This window comes from Bradyrhizobium sp. IC4060, from assembly GCF_020193715.1.
GTDB lineage: Bacteria > Pseudomonadota > Alphaproteobacteria > Rhizobiales > Xanthobacteraceae > Bradyrhizobium > Bradyrhizobium yuanmingense.
Genome location: NZ_JADYVJ010000015.1, coordinates 50,753 through 68,174, shown reverse-complemented (window position 1 = coordinate 68,174; position 17,422 = coordinate 50,753). Strand labels below are relative to the sequence as shown.

General features: G+C 65.4%; 16 protein-coding genes. 13 read left to right on the top strand and 3 right to left on the bottom strand.

Features of this window, described 5'->3' with window-relative positions:
• Positions 1–8 precede the first annotated feature (8 nt).
• Entirely contained in the window at positions 9–1,256 is a 1,248-nt protein-coding gene (locus I6F16_RS32445) for an MFS transporter (RefSeq protein WP_036014620.1), read from the bottom strand.
• A 188-nt stretch (positions 1,257–1,444) separates the two neighbouring features.
• Between I6F16_RS32445 and I6F16_RS32440 the strand changes: the two genes are divergently transcribed.
• Positions 1,445–3,511 (top strand): prolyl oligopeptidase family serine peptidase, encoded by a 2,067-nt coding sequence (locus tag I6F16_RS32440; RefSeq protein ID WP_036026289.1) that lies wholly within the window; start codon positions 1,445–1,447, stop codon positions 3,509–3,511.
• A 117-nt stretch (positions 3,512–3,628) separates the two neighbouring features.
• On the opposite strand, the gene I6F16_RS32435 is transcribed toward I6F16_RS32440, so the two are convergent.
• Positions 3,629–4,303, bottom strand: coding sequence for a DUF938 domain-containing protein (locus tag I6F16_RS32435; protein ID WP_036014591.1), 675 nt, complete (start codon positions 4,301–4,303; stop codon positions 3,629–3,631).
• A 284-nt stretch (positions 4,304–4,587) separates the two neighbouring features.
• On the opposite strand from I6F16_RS32435, the gene soxX reads away from it, so the two are divergent.
• The 9 genes from soxX to I6F16_RS32390 all read left to right on the top strand — a co-directional run bounded on the left by soxX (position 4,588) and on the right by I6F16_RS32390 (position 11,503).
• Positions 4,588–4,881: a sulfur oxidation c-type cytochrome SoxX gene (gene soxX / locus I6F16_RS32430; protein ID WP_225113698.1), complete on the top strand. Its 294-nt coding sequence runs from the start codon at positions 4,588–4,590 to the stop codon at positions 4,879–4,881.
• A 27-nt stretch (positions 4,882–4,908) separates the two neighbouring features.
• Entirely contained in the window at positions 4,909–5,406 is a 498-nt protein-coding gene (soxY, locus tag I6F16_RS32425; protein ID WP_036014597.1) for a thiosulfate oxidation carrier protein SoxY, read from the top strand.
• A gap of 15 nt (positions 5,407–5,421) precedes the next feature.
• Entirely contained in the window at positions 5,422–5,733 is a 312-nt protein-coding gene (gene soxZ, locus I6F16_RS32420) for a thiosulfate oxidation carrier complex protein SoxZ (RefSeq protein ID WP_036014600.1), read from the top strand.
• Positions 5,733–6,596 (top strand): sulfur oxidation c-type cytochrome SoxA, encoded by an 864-nt coding sequence (gene soxA / locus I6F16_RS32415; protein WP_036026282.1) that lies wholly within the window; start codon positions 5,733–5,735, stop codon positions 6,594–6,596. The genes soxZ and soxA overlap by 1 nt, the downstream gene beginning before the upstream one ends.
• Entirely contained in the window at positions 6,593–6,898 is a 306-nt protein-coding gene (locus I6F16_RS32410; RefSeq protein WP_036014604.1) for a hypothetical protein, read from the top strand. Before soxA ends, I6F16_RS32410 begins: the two co-directional genes overlap by 4 nt.
• 50 nt (positions 6,899–6,948) lie before the next feature.
• Positions 6,949–8,700 (top strand): thiosulfohydrolase SoxB, encoded by a 1,752-nt coding sequence (soxB, locus tag I6F16_RS32405; protein ID WP_225113656.1) that lies wholly within the window; start codon positions 6,949–6,951, stop codon positions 8,698–8,700.
• Between the two features lie 130 nt (positions 8,701–8,830).
• A complete protein-coding gene (locus tag I6F16_RS32400; protein ID WP_036042512.1) occupies positions 8,831–9,868 on the top strand; it encodes an MBL fold metallo-hydrolase in 1,038 nt (345 codons plus the stop codon).
• Positions 9,869–9,955: 87 nt separating this feature from the next.
• The gene (locus I6F16_RS32395; RefSeq protein WP_225113655.1) at positions 9,956–10,129 is read left to right on the top strand and encodes a hypothetical protein; all 174 of its coding nucleotides are present in this window, start codon (positions 9,956–9,958) and stop codon (positions 10,127–10,129) included.
• A 165-nt stretch (positions 10,130–10,294) separates the two neighbouring features.
• On the top strand, positions 10,295–11,503 hold the full coding sequence (locus I6F16_RS32390; protein WP_225113654.1) for an MFS transporter: 1,209 nt from the start codon (positions 10,295–10,297) through the stop codon (positions 11,501–11,503).
• A gap of 258 nt (positions 11,504–11,761) precedes the next feature.
• Here the strand turns inward: I6F16_RS32390 and I6F16_RS32385 are convergent, their stop codons facing one another.
• Positions 11,762–13,087: an MFS transporter gene (locus tag I6F16_RS32385; protein ID WP_225113653.1), complete on the bottom strand. Its 1,326-nt coding sequence runs from the start codon at positions 13,085–13,087 to the stop codon at positions 11,762–11,764.
• Between the two features lie 145 nt (positions 13,088–13,232).
• Here I6F16_RS32385 and I6F16_RS32380 point away from each other — a divergent pair, with 145 nt between their 5' ends.
• From I6F16_RS32380 to I6F16_RS32370, 3 genes are read left to right on the top strand one after another with little or no spacing between them, the layout of a single operon-like run.
• Complete coding sequence (locus I6F16_RS32380) at positions 13,233–13,886, top strand: ABC transporter ATP-binding protein (RefSeq protein WP_036014611.1); 654 nt, start codon at positions 13,233–13,235, stop codon at positions 13,884–13,886.
• Positions 13,883–16,345, top strand: coding sequence for an FtsX-like permease family protein (locus tag I6F16_RS32375; protein WP_225113652.1), 2,463 nt, complete (start codon positions 13,883–13,885; stop codon positions 16,343–16,345). The genes I6F16_RS32380 and I6F16_RS32375 overlap by 4 nt, the downstream gene beginning before the upstream one ends.
• Positions 16,335–17,417, top strand: a complete 1,083-nt coding sequence (locus I6F16_RS32370; protein ID WP_225113651.1) for a lipocalin-like domain-containing protein — start codon at positions 16,335–16,337, stop codon at positions 17,415–17,417. The genes I6F16_RS32375 and I6F16_RS32370 overlap by 11 nt, the downstream gene beginning before the upstream one ends.
• Positions 17,418–17,422: the final 5 nt, after the last annotated feature.

The window sequence follows — 17,422 nt, the reverse complement described above, 5'->3', positions numbered from 1 at the left end:
CCCGCCACTCACACGGCGTCGGGGAATTCGCCCATGGCCGCCTCCAGCCGCGCCTTGCGGCGCTTCGCCCAGGAGACCAGCGAGAGCACCGCAAGGCCCAGCACCACCGGCGGGAACACCACGAGGTTCACCGCGGACCAGCCGTAATTGGCGAGCAGCTGGCCCGATGAGAACGAGCCGATCGCCATCATGCCGAACACCAGGAAATCGTTGAAGGCCTGCACCTTGTTGCGCTCCTGCGGGCGATGCGTCTCCAGCACCAGCGCGGAGGCGCCGATGAAGGAGAAATTCCAGCCTACGCCGAGCACGATCAGCGTCGCCCAGAAATGCATCGCCGTAAGGCCGGAGAGACCGATGATGGCGGCGCCCGCTTCCAGCAGCAGGCCGGCGGCGACGATCTTCGGAGCGCCGAAGCGCGCGATCAGCGTGCCCGTGAAGAAGCTCGGCCCGTACATCGCAACGATGTGCCATTGCAGGCCGAAATTGGAATCGGACACGGACAGGCCGCACAGCTTCATCGCAAGCGGCGCCGAGGTCATGACCAGGTTCATCATGGGATAGGAGATGACGCCGCACAGCGCTGCCGCGATGAAGCGCGGCTGGGACACGATCGTGAGCAGCGGCCGGCCGCCGTGCAGATCGGCCGGCGCGGGCTTCGGCATATCGACGCCGGCGACGATGCCCATCGCGATCAGCGCGACGGCGGCCTGCACCAGGAAGCTGAAGGCGAACAGATAAGGCTGCCAGACATCCATGGTCCATTGCACGAGCTGCGGACCGAGCACGCCGGCGAACACGCCGCCCGCCATCACCCAGGACACGGCCTTCGGCCGGTAGGCCGCACTGGCGCCATCCGCGGCGGCGAAGCGATAGGATTGCGCCACCGCGCCGTAGAGACCGCCGAGGAAGGTAGCAAAGCAGAACAGCGCGAACGAGCCGCGCAGAATTGCGAGCGAGCCGAGCAGGCCGGTGAGCGTGCCGAGACCCGTGCCGATGACGAAGGCGGCGCGGCGGCCGAAGCGGCGCGAGATCGCGCCGGTCGGCAGCGTCCCGGCGGCGAGCCCGACCACATACATCGAGATCGGCACGGTCGCGAACGACATGTCGGGCGCGAGCGTGGCGCCGACGATCGCTCCGGTGGCGAAGATCACGGCCGAGTTGGCGCCGGTCAGCGCCTGCGCGGCGGCGAGGCGCACCACGTTGGCGCGCGCGCGGGCATCGTCGGCGATCTCATGGGCTGCAGTCACGTCCAGCATCGGCATTTCCGCCCAAAGGGCTCTGTTGATTCGCGGCACTATGGAGGGGTGAGAGAGGGCCGGCAACCGGCGCAAACGGGCGCGGGCCATGCCCCTGACGCAATCGCTGGAATGATAACGCTGCGCACCCTTGACGGCTTGCGCTCGATCAAATCCTATCCGCCGCGATCTTCCGGGAGTTACCTTTCATGTCCGTCGACGACAGGCCCACGCTTCAAGCGCCCGACGACGATCCCTGGCTGTGGCTGGAGGAGATCGAGGGCCGGCAGGCGCTCGATTTTGTCGAGCGGCAGAACAGCCTGACGCTCGCCGCGTTCGGCGGCAAGGCCTTCGAGCACGATCGCGACATCCTCGCGGCGATCTATGACCGACCTGACAACATTCCCTATGTCAGCCGGCGCGGCAACGACCTGCACAATCTCTGGAAAGACGCCGCCAACCCGCGCGGCCTGTGGCGGCGGACTTCGCTTGCGGAATTTCGCAAAGCCGATCCGGCATGGGAGACCATGCTGGACATCGACCAGCTCGCGAGAAGCGAAGACGAGGACTGGTTGCTTAGCGGTATCGCCACGATGCCGGGAAGCTCGCGGGCGATCTTGAGCCTGTCGCGCGGCGGCAGCGATGCCGTCACCTTGCGGGAATTCGACCTCGCCACGAAAAGTTTCGTGGCGAACGGCTTTGCGCTGCCGGAAGCGAAAGGCGGCGTCGACTGGCTCGATGCCGACACGCTGCTGCTGTCAAGCGCGCATGGCGAGGACATGGCGACGAGCTCGGGCTATGCGCGCACCGTCCGCCTGTGGCGGCGCGGCCAACCGGTCGATCAGGCACAGATGGTCATCGAGACCACCGCCGATCACATGGTGATCTATGGCATGGCCGACGACACCGGAGCGGCGCCCCGGGTCTGGATCGTCGACCAGATCGACTTCTTCAACCACGCCATCTGGCTGCGCGATGCGGCCGGCACGACGACGAAGCTCGATCTGCCGACCGGGATTTGGATGCAGGCGCATGGCGACTGGTTCGCGATGAAGCTACGCAAGGACTGGCAGGTCGATGGCCGGACCTATGCCACCGACACCGTGCTCGGCATCTCGCTCTCGGCCTTCCTCGCCGGCAGCCGCGATTTTGTCGTCCTGTTCGAGCCCGCACCGCGGCGCGCGCTGCAAGGGTTGTTCTGGGCGGAAGGAAAGCTGGTGATGTCGATTCTCGACGAGCTCAAACCTCGCTTCGAGATCTGCACACCGTCTGCCACTAGCTGGAGCCGCGAGACACTTGGCGGCCTGCCGCAGATCGGCGTCGTCGATGTCTGGCCGCTCGACCGCCATGCATCGGAGAGCAATGGCGATCTGCTCGCCAATGTGCAGGACCCGCTGACGCCGCCGGCGCTGCTGCTGATCGAGCGCGGCGTCGCAAGCCCGATCGTGCTGAAGCAGGCGCCGAAGACGTTCACCGCCGATGGCCTCGTGGTGACGCAGCACGAGGCGATCTCCGTTGACGGCGAGCGTATCCCCTATGTGCAGACGGGCCCTGCCGGCGAGACCGGCGATGCGCCGGTCTATCTGAGCGCCTATGGCGGCTTTGGTCACTCGGTGAAGCCGTACTACAATTCCTCGCTCGGCAAGTTGTGGCTGGAGCGCGGCGGCACGATTGTGCAGGCGAATCTGCGCGGCGGCGGCGAGTTCGGCACGCGCTGGCACGATGCCGGACGGCTTGCCGGCAAGAAGCTTTCACACGACGATTTCGCCGCGGTCGCGGCCGATCTCGTCCGCCGCGGTGTGACGAGCGCAAAACGCATCGCCGCGCAGGGCGGATCGAACGGCGGCATCCTCATCACCAACATGCTGGTACGCTACCCCGAGCGTTTCGGCGCATTGTTCTGTACCATCCCGCTGATCGACATGCGCCGCTACACCAAGCTGCTCGCCGGCGCGAGCTGGATCGCGGAATATGGCGATCCCGACAAGCCCGACGAATGGGAGTGGCTGAAGACCTACTCCGCCTATCACAACGTCAGGGACGGCCAGTCGTACCCGCCGATCCTGATTGCGACCACGCGGCGCGACGACCGCGTCCATCCCGGCCATGCCCGCAAGATGGCGGCAAAGCTGCAGGCCATGGGCTATGAGGCCTGGTTCTACGAGCCGCCCGCAGGCGGCCACGGCTACGGCAAGGACAACAAGGAGCGCGCCGGTTTCGAGGTGCTGGGCTATCGGTTCTTGAAGGAGAAGATCGGGTGGCGGGATGAAGGCTAGAGTTGGGTGCGCTGACGTCTCCACATCGTCATGGCCGGGCTTGGCCCCGCCATCCACGCCTTGCCTTACCGCCCGAAGAACGTGGATGCCCGGGACAAGCCCGGGCATGACGACCTCCTAGCCTCTTGCAAACACCAGCGTCAGATTGTTCGCGGGCATCTCGATCGTGTCGACGAGGCCGAGGCCTGCCGCCTTCGCCAGCTTCTCGACGTCGACGACGTCGCGCACGCCCCATTCGGGATTGCCCTCGCGCAAGGAGGTGTCGAACACCGCATTGCTGAGCGCGGTATGCTTGCCGTCGCGCTTGAAGGGGCCGTAGAGGAACAGCTTGCCGTCGCGGCGCAGATAACGGCCCGCGCCGGCGAACAGGCCTTCGGCCACGGCCCAGGGCGCGATGTGAATGACATTGGCGCAGAACACGGCCGCGAGGCTGGTCGGCCCCTGCCCGCTTTTCATTTCCGGGCACCAGTCGGGATCGGTGAGGTCGATGCGCAGGGGTGAACGGATGTTCGGCAGGCCGGCATGCACGCGCCAGGCTTCGATGCTCTTGAGGTGGCGCTGGTTGAGATCGCTCGGCCACCAGATCAGGCCCGGCGTGTGGCGGGCGAAATGCACCACGTGCTGCCCGGTTCCACTGCCGAGTTCCACGACGTTGCCGGTCGCATCCGCGAGATGCTTTTCCAGCGCTGCCCAGATCGGTTCGTGATTGCGATGGAAGGCAGGCGCATCGAGCCGGCCATCCGGCTCGACCCGTCCGCCATCCCTGCCAAATTCGACCACATATTCAGCCAAGTGACGTCCCCAAAAAATGCGAACCAGAAAAGGCGGCCAAACGTCCGAGAATAATCTGCTAGTTCACGCCCATCCGAATGAACGAACTATCTCGTCAGTTGCAATGCGCAGGATATTAACTCCATTTCACCGCGTGCATAGTCTTGATTGTCAGGCGATGGCCTTTGTGCTTTTGAACAATTCCGCAAACGAGATCATCGAGATAACGCCGGGACGATGCCTTGACCGCCTTTCCTCCCAAGCCCGCTCTGCTTGCTGCGCTGGCCCTCCTCGCCGGCGCGGCCATGGCCCCGGCGGGGGCGCAATCCACCGTGACGGAGGGCCAGAAGCTCGCCTTCGACCGCGGCAAGGGCAATTGCCTCACCTGCCACGTCATCAAAGGCGGCGACCTGCCGGGGACGATCGGACCGGAGCTGAAGGACATCAAGGCCAAATACCCCGATCGCAACGAGCTCACCGCGATCATCTTCGACGAGACCAAGCGCAATCCGCAAACCATGATGCCGCCGTTCGGCCGGAACCGGATTTTGACCGAGCAGGAGATCAACGCGATTGTTGATTTCCTGCAGACCCTGTAACCGCCGGCGGCCCCTAGGAGACTTGAGATGACCACGACCCCCAAGCCTCATTGGAGGCCTCATCCGACGCGGCGCCTGATCCTTCAGGGCGCTGCCTCCGTGGCGCTGCTCGGCCTCGGCAATCTGCCGTTCGCGCCCGCGCGCGCCGCGGCGAACGACAAATATCCGGAAGAGGCCTTCAGGCAGAAGAGCGAGGCGGATGCGATCAAGGCGCTCTACGGCAAGGCCGCCGAGCCGTCGGACAAGGTCAAGCTGGATGCGCCGGAGATCGCCGAGAACGGCGGCGTCGTGCCGATCTCGGTGACGACGACGCTGGACAAGGTCACCTCGATCTCGTTCTTCGTGGCGGAGAACCCGAGCGCGCTGGCGGCCAGCTACAGGATTCCCGATGGCACGATCCCTGCCGTCGCCAACCGGCTCAAGATGGCCAGGACCACCAAATTGACCGCGATCGTAGAGGCCGACGGCAAGCTCTACAGCGCGACCAAGGAGGTCAAGGTCACCGTCGGCGGTTGCGGCGGCTAAGCGAGGCAGTTCGACATGGCATCCAGCATTCGCGTGCGCGCAACATCGACCGGCGACATCACCGAGGTGCAGACGCTGATCCAGCACCCCATGGACACCGGCCTCGTCAAGGACTCCAAGGGCGAGTTGATCCCGGCGCATTTCATCCAGCAGCTGAAGTTCGAATGTAACGGCAAGGACGTGTTCGTCGCCGATTGGGGCACAGCGGTCTCCAAGGACCCCTACGTCAAGTTCAGCTTCAAGGGCGCCAAGAAGGGCGACGAGCTCAAGATCTCCTGGACCGACAACAAGGGCGGCTCGGATACGACCACCGCGAAGATCGCGTGATGAAGGCCCGCATCCACCTCCTGCTGGGCTCGCTCAGCGCTGCGCTCGTCGCGTTCGCGCTCGCCGCGCCGCGCGTGATCGCTGCCGACAAGGTCGATCCCGTCGCCGACGCCAAGGCGTTCCAGAACTTCTTCTTCCAGAAATTTCCGAACGTGAAGCACGAGGATTTCGTCAACGGTCCGTATTCCATGAACGAGGACATGAAGCGGCAGTGGCAGGAGAAGGAGGAATTCCCTCCTTACGAGTTCGCGCTCGAGGCCGGCAAGGAGATGTTCTCGACCCCGTTCAAGAACGGCAAGACCTATGCCGACTGCTTTCCGAACGGCGGCATCGGCATCCGCCAGAACTATCCGTACTTCGACAGCGGCGAAGGCAAGGTCATCACGCTGGAGCTCGCGCTCAACCGCTGCCGCGAGGCCAATGGCGAGGGGCCCTATTCCTACGTCAAGGACGAGATGGCCTCGCTCACCGCCTACATGGCCTACACCTCGCGCGGCAAGCTGATGGACATCAAGATCCCCGACGATCCCCGCGCGCTGGCGGCGTACGAGAACGGCAAGCGCTATTTCTACACGCGGCGCGGCCAGATGAATTTCTCCTGCGCGAGCTGCCACGTGCAGAGCCCGGGCGAGCGCATCCGCGCCGAGACCCTCGCCCCAGCGCTCGGCATCCTCAACGCGATGCCGATCTACCGCTCCGAATGGAGCGGCATGGGCACGACCAGCCGCCGCTTCGTTACCTGCAACAGCCAGACCCGCGCGGTTTCACTGGAGCCGCAGTCGGATGAATATCGAGACGTCGAATATTTCCTGTCCTACGTCGCCAACGGCCTGCCGATCTCGGGACCGGGAGCACGGCCATGAAGCTGTCACTTGGCTTGGCCATGCTGCTCGCCTTGAGCCTTGCGCCATCCGCGCGCGCGGCGAGTGAGGCGGACTACAAGGCGGCCTATGCGGCCGCCGAAGCCGCCTCCAAGGAGGCGGCGGGCATGCGCAACCAGTGGACGGTGACCGTATCTGCGCTGGCGGCCGCGAAAAGGGCTGCCGATGGCGGCGATTTCGGCCGTGCGGTGGCCGCGGCCAGGGAAGCCGAAGCGCTGGCGAGGGCGTCGATCTTCCAGGCTGTTTCCGAAAAAGAAGCCTGGAAGGCGATGGAAATCCGCTAGACTGCCCCGCGGTGAACGCAGTCCCCACGAGAGGCGCGGAGAATTCTTGAATGGCGATCCGCCGCCGCGATTTCCTGAAAGGTGCAGGCCTTGCCGTGGCAACGATTGGCCTGCCGCGGCTCGCCCGCGGCGCTGACGCCGCCAGCATCTACGACCTCGAACGGTTCGGCAATGCGCGCATCCTGCACATCACCGACACGCATGCGCAGCTCAATCCGGTCTATTTCCGCGAGCCCAGCGTCAATATCGGCATCGGCGAGATGGCGGGACGGCCGCCGCATCTGGTCGGCCGGGCCTTTCTCGAGCGCTTCGGCATCCGCTCCGACAGCGCCGATGCCTATGCCTTCACCTGCTTCGAGTTCGAGAAGTCCGCAGGCCGCTTCGGCAAGCTCGGTGGCTTTGCCCATCTGAAGACACTGGTCGATCGCCTGCGCGCCGATGTCGGCGAGCGGCGTTCGCTGCTCGTCGACGGCGGCGATCTCTGGCAGGGCACGGGGCTGGCCAACCTGATGCAGGGCCGCGACATGGTCGAGGTGGCCAATCTGCTCGGCATCGAGGCGATGACGGGCCATTGGGAATTCACCTATGGCGAGCAGACGCTGCGCGACAATCTCGAGCGTTTCAAGGGCGAGTTCCTGGCGCAGAACGTGTTCCTGACCGAAGAGGCCGCGTTCAACGACGCGCCCGCCTTCGACAAGGCCACTGGGCGCGTGTTCAAGCCTTCCGTCATCAAGGAGCTCGGCGGGTATCGCATCGCAATCGTCGGCCAGGCCTTTCCCTACACTCCGATCGCGCATCCCAGGAGGTTTACACCGGACTGGAGCTTTGGCATCCGCGAGGAGGAGCTGCAGAAGCATGTCGATGCCTTGCGCGGCACCGACAAGGTCGACGCCGTCGTGCTGCTGTCGCACAACGGCATGGACGTGGATCTCAAGCTCGCCAGCCGGGTCACCGGCATCGACGTCATTCTCGGCGGCCACTCCCATGATGCCGTGCCGCAGCCCATGCCGGTGAAGAACGCAGGTGGTACGACGCTCGTCACCAATGCCGGCTCCAACGGGAAATTTCTGGGTGTGCTCGATCTCGCGCTCGACAGCGGCAAAGTCAGCGATGCCAGATATCGTCTGCTGCCGGTCTATTCGGAGCTGCTGAAGCCCGATCCGGCGATGGCCGAGCTGATCGGCCGGGTCCGCGCGCCGCACGTGGCCGACTGGTCGGAAAAGATCGCGACGCCCGACCGGCTGCTTTATCGCCGCGGCAATTTCTCCGGCCCCATGGACGAGCTGATCTGCACCGCGCTGCGCACCGAGCTCGATGCCGAAATCGCGCTGTCGCCGGGCTTCCGCTGGGGCGTCACCGCGCTGTCCGGCCAGGCCATGACCATGGAGGATCTGCTGGCGGAAACCGCGATCACCTATCCCGAGACCTATGTGCAGGAGATAACGGGGGCCCAGATCAAGGACCTGCTCGAGGACGTCTGCGACAACCTCTTCAACGCCGATCCCTACTACCAGCAGGGCGGCGACATGGTCCGTGCCGGCGGGCTCAGCTACACCTGCACGCCGGACGCTGCGATCGGCAGCCGCATCTCGGAGCTGAAGCTCGGCAGCGGCAAGGCGCTCAACGCCAGCCACCGCTACAAGGTCGCGGGCTGGGCCTCAGTCAACGGCCAGCAGGGCGCGCCGGTGTGGGACGTGGTCGGCAAATATCTGCGCTCGGGCCGGATGATGCCCGAACGGCTCGGCTCCGGCGTGACGCTGAAAGGCGTCGAAGGCAATCCAGGCATTGCAGGACTGGGATGATGTGTTTTGTCCGCGATCATGCGACCATAATATAATCTTCTAAATTTTTCTGCTCATGCAGTGAATTACTTCTCTTTCCGACCCGTATTGTAGTAGAATCTTGGAAGTCAGTTCCAAGCCGGGTCCTGCCATGATCTTCCGACAGCTCTTCGACAGCGTTTCGGGCACCTACAGCTACGTCCTCGCCAGCCGCCCCGGCGGCGAGGCGCTGATTCTCGACCCCGTGCTGGAGAAGGTCGACCGCTACTGCCAATTGCTGCGCGAGCTCGACCTCAAGCTGGTCAAGGCGGTGGACACGCATCTGCATGCCGACCACGTCACCGGCCTCGGCGAGCTGCGCGATCGCACCCATTGCATGACCGTGATGGGCGACCAGACCAAGGCCGACGTCGTCGCCATGCGGGTGGCCGACGGCGACAAGGTGACGATCGAGGGCCTGTCGCTCGACGTGATGTACACGCCGGGCCACACCGACGATTCCTATTCTTATTTGATGGGCGACCGCGTCTTCACCGGTGACACGCTGCTGATCCGCGGCACCGGCCGCACCGATTTCCAGAACGGCTCGGCGCGCGCGCAATACGATTCGATCTTCAACCGCCTCTTGAAGCTGCCGGACGAGACGATGGTGTTTCCGGCCCACGACTACAAGGGCGACACCGTCTCCACCATCGGCGAGGAAAAACGCTACAATCCACGGCTCCAGGTGCGCTCGGTCGACGAATATGTCGAGCTGATGGCCAATCTGAAGCTGCCCAATCCGAAGATGATGGACGTGGCGATTCCCGCCAACATGCATGTCGGCCTGCACCAGGAAGAGCTGGAGAAGGAAGGCCGCGCGCTCAGCGCGATCGAGGCAATCCGCAGCCTCGGCCGGCCCGACATCCTGCTGGTGGACTTGCGCGAGACCAATGAGCGGATGAAGCACGGCATGCTCGAAGGCGCGCTGCACACGCCGTATCCCTCCGTCGAGGAGAGCCTCAAGCCCGGCGGCATGCTGCGCGAGGTCGCGGCCGCAACCGGGCGGCGCGTGGTGTTCTTCTGCGCCTTCGGCGAACGCTCGGCGATGGCCGTTGCTGCTGCAAAGGAGGCGGGGCTTCCGAACACCGCGCATATCGCCGGCGGCCTCGATGCCTGGAAGAAGGCAGGCGGGCCGGTGGTGCACTGACGATCTCGTCGCCCCTTGAGATAAATCAGGCGCCGCACATATTTGGCAGGTAGATTCGGATGCAGCATCACCCATCCGGGACCAGCCATGGCCAAGACCGGCAAGTCGAGCGAGCCGCCCAAGACCACCGAGAACAAGCCCGCGGACGACAAGGCGAAGAGGGCCCCGCGCCGGCGCGAGACCGATGACGACGACTACGAAGACGGCGACATCGCAACGCCGAAGCGCGACCGCTATGGCCCGGACGACGAGCCGTTCTGAGGATGCAGCTCCGCTGTCGTTCCTGCGCTCGCCGGGGACAACGGCGTGAAGCACACCTGACCCGCACGGCCCCGCCCGCACTACCTGCCATGCGCCTGCGTTCATGGACAAATAACCGCCAGCCCCGATAGTTTGCCGGTCCATCGGGAGTGAAACGGAACTGCAATGGTCGACGTTCTCGCCGCACCGCAACAAGGCAAGACGGACAGTGCGCTGCGCACGCTGACGGGGATCTCGATCGCGCATTGGGTCAGCCATTTCCATCTGCTGGTCCTGCCGATGCTGTTTCCGTTCCTGAAGGAGAAGCTCGGCGTCGGCTATGTCGAGCTCGGCTTCGCCCTCACCGTGTTCGCGGTGGTATCGGGGTTAACCCAGGCGCCGACCGGCTACCTCGTCGACCATTTTGGCGCGCGGCGCATTCTCTTGGCCGGGCTCGCGCTCGGCGGCGCCGCGCTGATCCTGCTCGGTCTGCATCTCAGCTACGCCTCGCTGATCGCCTGCGCAGTGCTGCTGGGTCTTGCCAACAGCGTCTATCATCCCGCCGATTACGCGATTCTTGCGGAGCACATGGACGAGGGGCGGATGGGCCGCGCCTTCTCGATCCATACCTTTGCCGGCTTTCTCGGCGGCGCCGTCGCACCGGCGATCGTGGCCGCGCTCGTAACGCTGTCCGGCGGCACCGGCGCGCTGATCGCCTCGGGCGCGATCGGCATTGCGGTGGCGCTGCTGCTGATCATCATGAACATACCCGATGCCGGTGCGCACAAGAAGAAGCCCGGCAGCGAGAGCGCGCCAAAGCAGGCCATCATCACGCCGGCGCTGATCACGCTGACTGCGCTGTTCATGCTGCTGAGCCTGTCGGTTGCCGGCATCAACAATTTCGGCGTGGTGGCGCTGATGAACGGCTACGGCACGTCCTATTCGATCGCCAATGTCGCGCTGACTGCGTTTCTCGCCGCAAGCGCCGCGGGCGTACTCGCCGGCGGCTTCCTCGCCGACCGCACCGAGCGTCACGGCTATGTCGCCGCAGCCTGCTTCGCCGCGAATGCGGCCATCGTGCTGCTGATCGCGCTGGTGACGCTGCCGGGCTGGGCCTTGACGGCGACGATGGCGACCGCGGGTTTCCTCTCCGGCGTGATCGCGCCTTCGCGCGACATGCTGGTGCGCAATGCCGCGCCTCCGGGTGCCGCGGGGCGCGCTTTCGGCATCGCCTCTACCGGCTTCAACCTCGGTGGCATCGTCTCACCGCTGCTGTTCGGCTGGATCATGGATCAAAGCGCGCCGCACTGGGTGTTCGGCGCGTCCGTGATCTTCATGGTGGCGACGGTGGTGCTGTCGCCGTTCACGGAGCGCCGGCCGGCGAAAGCAAATTGAGCCGTCGGCATCGACACAAATTCAACTGTCGTTCCTGCGAAGGCTAACGAGGCAGCCGCTTACCCTCCCTTGGAGGGGTCCGGGACGAGCGAAGCTCGCCCGTGGTCGATCGCGCGCAGCGCGAGCGGGGTGGGGTGATCTCTCCTCTCGGGCACTGCTGGATGGGGAAACACCGTCACCCCACCCCGCTACGCATTCCGCTTCGCTACATGCGCAGCGACCCTCCCCCTCCAGGGGACGGTAAGAGAGAGCCGCGACTTACGTCGGCGACACTGCGCCCTTCAGCGCCGTGCCCTGCGCCGCCGCATCACGTGTCAGCCTGGCTTTCTCCGTGTTCGGCCACAACAGCAGCAGGCCAATGACGCCGGAGCCGATCATGACCACCGCGTTGATGGTGAAGCCCGTCAGGTAGCCATCGAGCATGCTGCTGGCGCGCTGGATCACGGTGCCCATCACGCTCGGCGCGATGATGCCTGAAAGCGTGTAGAGCGCGCCGTAGATCGCGAGCACTGCACCGCGCTGCGAGGCCGGCGTGAACTCGCCGAGCATCGGCGGGCAGACCACGTAGATCGCGCCGCAGAGTCCGGAGCCGAGGACGAGCAGCGCGATCTGCAGGCCGGCGCCCTCGACATGCGCCATCGCGGTGAGGATCAGGCCGCCGACGATGAGCGGCACCGAGCCGAGCACGCCGCGCGAGACGCGCGTGGTGTAGCCGCGGGCCATCATCACCTGCGAGATCCAGCCGGTGAGGATGACGATGGTGGCGCCGAATACCCAGGGCAGGATCGAGATGAAGCCGGCCTGGCTCTGCGAGAAGCCGAGCCCCTTGACGATGAACGGCGTGAACCAGGTGAGGCCGAGCGACAGCGCCCAATAAGCGCCGAAGGTCGCGATCACGCAGCCGAGGAAGGTGCGCGAGGTCAGCAGCTGCACGTACGGAATCTTCGGCTCGGTGACGGCCAGGACCTCGGTATCCTCCAGCGGGCCTTCCTTGCCGAGCGCGAGCCAGGCTGCGACCCAGATCAGGCCGACGACCCCGAGCGCGCCGAAGGCGTAGTGCCAGGAATGGTTGACGATGATCCAGTTCAGCGCCGGCACCGCCAAGATGACGCCGAAGGCCGAGCCCTGTGACAGGATCGCGGTCGGCAGCGTGCGCTTCTCGTCGGGGAACCATTTGTAGATGGCGTGCGCGGCGACCGAGAAGGCCGGCCCTTCGCCCGCCCCCAAGACGATTCGGCAGATCAAGAGCGTGGTGAAGGAGACTGTGCCGACCATCGGGAACTGCGACACCGCCCAGATCACCGCCAGCGTCAACAACACCCAGCGCGTCGGCACCTTGTTGACGATGAAGCCGACCACGATGGCCGAGATCGAGAACAGGAAGAAGAACGAGGACCCGAGCAGGCCGAACTGCTCGGCGCTGAGCTTCATGTCGGTCATGATCGGCACGCCGGCGAGACCGACCACGATCTTGTCCGCGAAGTTCACCACCATGAAAAGAAAGAGGAGAAATGTAACAGTCCAGGCGCCCTTTGGCGTTTTGGTCGTCCCAGCCGCCACATTCGGCATTTCCTGAGCGCTCATCATTCTCCCCGTATGTCTCTTTCGGCACTTTCTTGATTTGGCCGTTTTGGAAGCTAACAGCGGCTTCAGGGCCAACGCAACCCCGGCATTTCCGCATCAGGTGTGCTAGGCAGCAATTCCGTTAATTCCGTCCGGCGCCGTCATCGTGCTGAGCATCCGAAACCTCTCAAAGACCTTCTCTTCGGCCGGCGAGCCCGTCCATGTTCTGCGCGGCGTCGACCTCGACCTCGGGGCTGGCGAGCGCGTCGCGCTGACCGGTGAATCCGGCAGCGGCAAGAGCACCCTGCTGCACCTGATCGCCGGCCTCGACGCCGCCGATGGCGGCTCGATCCGGCTGGGTGACGCCGAGGTCACCACGCTATCGGATGCCGGACGCGCCAGCTTGCGGCGGAATCGCGTTGGCCTGGTCTTTCAGCAGTTCAACCTGATCCCGAGCCTCTCCGTCGCGGACAATCTCGCCTTCCAGGCGCGGATCGCCGGCCGGCATGATGCGGCCTGGACGAAAGAGCTTGTCGAGCGCCTCGGACTCGGCAGCCTGCTCAAACGGTATCCAGAGCAAATATCAGGCGGCCAGCAGCAGCGGGTCGCGATCGGCCGGGCGCTGGCGACAAAGCCCGCGCTGCTGCTGGCGGACGAGCCGACCGGCAATCTCGACGAAGCTACCGCCGAGGAGGTGCTGGCGCTGGCGCGCGACCTCGTCGCGCGCACCGGCTGCGGCTTCCTGATGGTGACGCACAGCCTGCATCTCGCCGCCACGCTCGACCGTCATCTCACGTTGCATGCGGGGCGCATTTCATGAAGCGCGCGCTCTGGGTTCTCGCCGTGCTGCTCAGCCATTGGCGGCACCACAAGATGCAGTTCGCGACGCTGCTGATTGGCCTGATTGCGGCGACCGCGCTGTGGAGCGGGGTGCAGGCCATCAATCAGCAGGCCCGCAATGCCTATGACCGCGCTGCAGCAACGTTCGGCGGCGTGCGCACCGCGATGCTGGTCGCTCCCAATGCGGCGACTTTCCCGCAGGAGCTGTTCATAAAGCTCCGCCGCGCCGGCTGGCCGGTGTCGCCGGTGCTGGAGGGACGCGTCCAGATCAACGGGCATTCGGTACGGCTGCTCGGCATCGAGCCGGTCACGCTGCCGGTCGATGTCGGCAACGCGCCACGCCTGGGTGCCACGGATCTCAGCAGCTTCGTTGCTCCGCCCGGCCAGACGTTGGTGGCCCGGGAGACGCTGAGGGGCTTGCAGCAAGCAGAGGGCACGGCCCCGGCGATCAGCAGCGGCGCAAGGCTGCCGCCGCTGCGGGTCCAGCCGCAGCTCGCACCCGATGTGCTCGTGGTCGATATCGGCGTGGCACAGCGGCTGCTGAGCAAGCCCGACCAGGTCTCGCGGCTGCTGATCGGCAAGCCGAGGGGCAAGCCCGCACCGCTCGCGAGCGTGGTCGGCGAGCAGTTAGAGCGAGTCGAGCCCAATGCGGAGACGGAGCTGGAGCGTCTCACCGACAGTTTTCATCTCAACCTCACCGCCTTCGGCCTGCTGTCGTTCTTCGTCGGCCTGTTCATCGTCAATTCGGCCGTCGGCCTTGCGTTCGAGCAGCGGCTGCCAATGCTGCGCACTTTGCGGGCCTGTGGCGCCTCGGCGCGGCTAGTCAATACGGTGCTGGTGGTCGAGCTGGTGGCGCTGGCGCTGGTCGCAGGCCTGATCGGGCTCGCGTGCGGCTATTTCATCGCAGCCGCCCTGCTGCCCGATGTCGCGGCCTCGCTGCGCGGACTCTATGGCGCGCAGATCCCTGGGCAGCTCAGCCTGCGGCCCGAATGGTGGCTCGCCGGCATCGGGATCAGCGTGGCGGGTGCGCTTGTGGCGGCGGCGACCAGCCTGATCAAGGCGATCAGGATGCCGGTGCTGGCGACGGCGCAGCCGGGCGCCTGGCAGCAGCGGCAACGCCGCTGGCTGATCCTGCAGAGCTGTGCAGCCTGCGGCGCGTTCGCCGTCGCGCTGCTGCTGCTCCACTACGGGCAATCACTGATCGCAGGGTTCGGCGTGCTGGCCGCGTTGATGTTCGGTGCGGCACTGATCCTGCCGGCCTTCCTCGACATCATCCTGCTCGTAGGCCAGCGCTTCGCGCGAGGCCCGCTCGTGCTGTGGTTCTGGGCGGACAGCCGGCAGCAGCTCTCCGGATTGTCGCTGGCGCTGATGGCGCTTTTGCTCGCGCTTGCCGTCAACGTCGGGGTCTCCACCATGGTGGAGACCTTCAGCCGCACCTTCATCGGCTGGCTCGACGGGCGCCTTGCGGCCGACGTCTACATCAGCGCCTCCGACAATGCGCAAGGCGTCGCGATCCGGAACTGGCTGAAGGATCGCAGCGATGTTCAGGCGATCCTCCCCGGCGGGCGCGCGGAGGCGCAGGTTCAGGGCCAGCCGGTCGAGTTGCTCGGTCTGCCCGATCACGCGCTCTATCGCGAACGCTGGCCGCTGCTGGACACGGCGCCGCGGGCCTGGACGCGGCTGGTGCCGGGCAATGCCGCTTTCATCAGCGAGCAATTGAGCCGCCGGCTGAACGTGCAGATCGGCGACGTCGTCGAGGTGCCGGCGCCTGGCGGAAGCTGGGAGCTCGACATCGTCGGCATCTATGCCGATTACGGCAACCCCAGGGGGCAGCTCACGGTGAACGTTGCCGCATTGATTCGGCAGTTTCCGCAGACGCCGCAGACCCGGATCGGCCTGATCGTCGCGAGAGAGAATATCCCCGGCCTGATCGCGGCCTTGCAGAAGCAGTTCGGGCTCAACGACCGCAGCGTCGCCGACCAGGCGACGGTGAAGGCGGAATCGATCCGCATCTTCAACCGCACCTTTGCGGTGACGTCGGCGCTGAACGCCTTCACGCTCGGCGTCGCCGGCATCGCCTTGCTCACGAGCCTGCTGACCCTGGCGAACGCCCGACTGCCGCAGCTTGCACCGCTGTGGGCGATCGGCCTGACCCGGCCGCGCCTTGCCGCGATCGAGCTGACCAAGACGCTCTCGGTCGCGCTGTTCACGGCACTGCTGGCCGTGCCGCTCGGACTGCTGGTCGCGTGGTGCCTCATCGCGATCGTCAATGTGAAAGCATTCGGCTGGCGGCTGCCGTTCCATGTGTTTCCGCTGCAATTGGTCGAGCTGGTCGCGGTGGCGCTGTTCGCCTCGCTGCTTGCGGCGCTGCTGCCGATGGTGCGGCTGGCGCGGATGCAGCCGGCGAATCTCGTCAAGGTGTTTGCCAATGAGCGCTGAAGCCATCACGCGGCGCGCCTTCGCCGGTGGAATCGTCGCCCTCGCCCTCCCGCGCCGCGCCGGCGCGCAGGGCTATGCCGGACTCGGCGAGACCGCCGATGGGTTTACAAAGGTAACGCCGGGAAAGACATTCACCTTCCCCGAAGATCACGGACCGCATCCGCAGTTTCGTATCGAGTGGTGGTATCTCACGGCCAACCTCGTCGACGCGCGCGGCGCGGCGTGCGGCCTGCAATGGACGCTGTTCCGCCAGGCGGCGCAGCCAGGTCCGCAAGGCGAGGGCTGGGCCAATCAACAGGTGTGGATGGCGCATGCCGCGGTGACGCGCGCCGACACTCACCGCTTCTCTGAAACGTTTTCACGGGGTGGCGTCGGGCAAGCCGGCGTGACGGCAAAACCGTTCGATGCCTGGATTGACGATTGGGAGATGAAGAGTTTTGACCGCACCGATGACCGCGCTTTGGCGCCGCTGTTGCTGAAGGCAGCTGGCGCCGATTTCAGCTACGCACTGACGCTCGAGGCCGACCGGCCGGTCGTGCTGCAGGGCGATCGCGGCTTCAGCCGCAAGTCGGAGCGTGGGCAGGCCTCGTACTACTACAGCCAGCCGTTCTACCGCGCGCGCGGTACGCTCAGCATCGACGACAAGCCGGTCGATGTCTCGGGCCAGGCCTGGATGGACCGGGAATGGAGCAGCCAGCCGCTCGACGCCGACCAGACCGGCTGGGACTGGCTGTCGCTGCATCTGTCATCCGGAGACAAGCTGATGCTGTACCGGCTGAGGCAGAAGGACGGCAGAAATTATCCGTTCGGCAATTGGATCAGCGCGGCCGGCGAGACGCAGATGATTGCAGGCAGCGACATCCAGATGATGCCGAGGGCGACGGCTGAGATTGCGGGACGCAAGTTGCCGGTGCAATGGCAGATCGCGATCCCCGCGCGATCATTCTCGATCCTCTGCAAGCCGCTCAATCCGAACGCCTGGATGGGGACCGGCTTCTCGTACTGGGAAGGGCCGATCAGCTTTGCCGGCACACATGACGGCATTGGCTATCTCGAGCTGACCGGCTATTGAGGCGC

What these genes read in the sequence shown, in the direction of transcription:
- soxY (WP_036014597.1), top strand. Translation starts at nt 4,909, where the DNA reads ATGACCACGACCCCCAAGCCTCATTGGAGGCCTCATCCGACGCGGCGC.
- soxA (WP_036026282.1), top strand. Translation starts at nt 5,733, where the DNA reads ATGAAGGCCCGCATCCACCTCCTGCTGGGCTCGCTCAGCGCTGCGCTC.
- I6F16_RS32390 (WP_225113654.1), top strand. Translation starts at nt 10,295, where the DNA reads ATGGTCGACGTTCTCGCCGCACCGCAACAAGGCAAGACGGACAGTGCG.
- I6F16_RS32410 (WP_036014604.1), top strand. Translation starts at nt 6,593, where the DNA reads ATGAAGCTGTCACTTGGCTTGGCCATGCTGCTCGCCTTGAGCCTTGCG.
- I6F16_RS32445 (WP_036014620.1), bottom strand. Translation starts at nt 1,256, where the DNA reads ATGCTGGACGTGACTGCAGCCCATGAGATCGCCGACGATGCCCGCGCG.
- I6F16_RS32440 (WP_036026289.1), top strand. Translation starts at nt 1,445, where the DNA reads ATGTCCGTCGACGACAGGCCCACGCTTCAAGCGCCCGACGACGATCCC.
- I6F16_RS32395 (WP_225113655.1), top strand. Translation starts at nt 9,956, where the DNA reads ATGGCCAAGACCGGCAAGTCGAGCGAGCCGCCCAAGACCACCGAGAAC.
- soxZ (WP_036014600.1), top strand. Translation starts at nt 5,422, where the DNA reads ATGGCATCCAGCATTCGCGTGCGCGCAACATCGACCGGCGACATCACC.
- I6F16_RS32385 (WP_225113653.1), bottom strand. Translation starts at nt 13,087, where the DNA reads ATGAGCGCTCAGGAAATGCCGAATGTGGCGGCTGGGACGACCAAAACG.
- soxB (WP_225113656.1), top strand. Translation starts at nt 6,949, where the DNA reads ATGGCGATCCGCCGCCGCGATTTCCTGAAAGGTGCAGGCCTTGCCGTG.
- I6F16_RS32370 (WP_225113651.1), top strand. Translation starts at nt 16,335, where the DNA reads ATGAGCGCTGAAGCCATCACGCGGCGCGCCTTCGCCGGTGGAATCGTC.
- soxX (WP_225113698.1), top strand. Translation starts at nt 4,588, where the DNA reads ATGGCCCCGGCGGGGGCGCAATCCACCGTGACGGAGGGCCAGAAGCTC.
- I6F16_RS32400 (WP_036042512.1), top strand. Translation starts at nt 8,831, where the DNA reads ATGATCTTCCGACAGCTCTTCGACAGCGTTTCGGGCACCTACAGCTAC.
- I6F16_RS32375 (WP_225113652.1), top strand. Translation starts at nt 13,883, where the DNA reads ATGAAGCGCGCGCTCTGGGTTCTCGCCGTGCTGCTCAGCCATTGGCGG.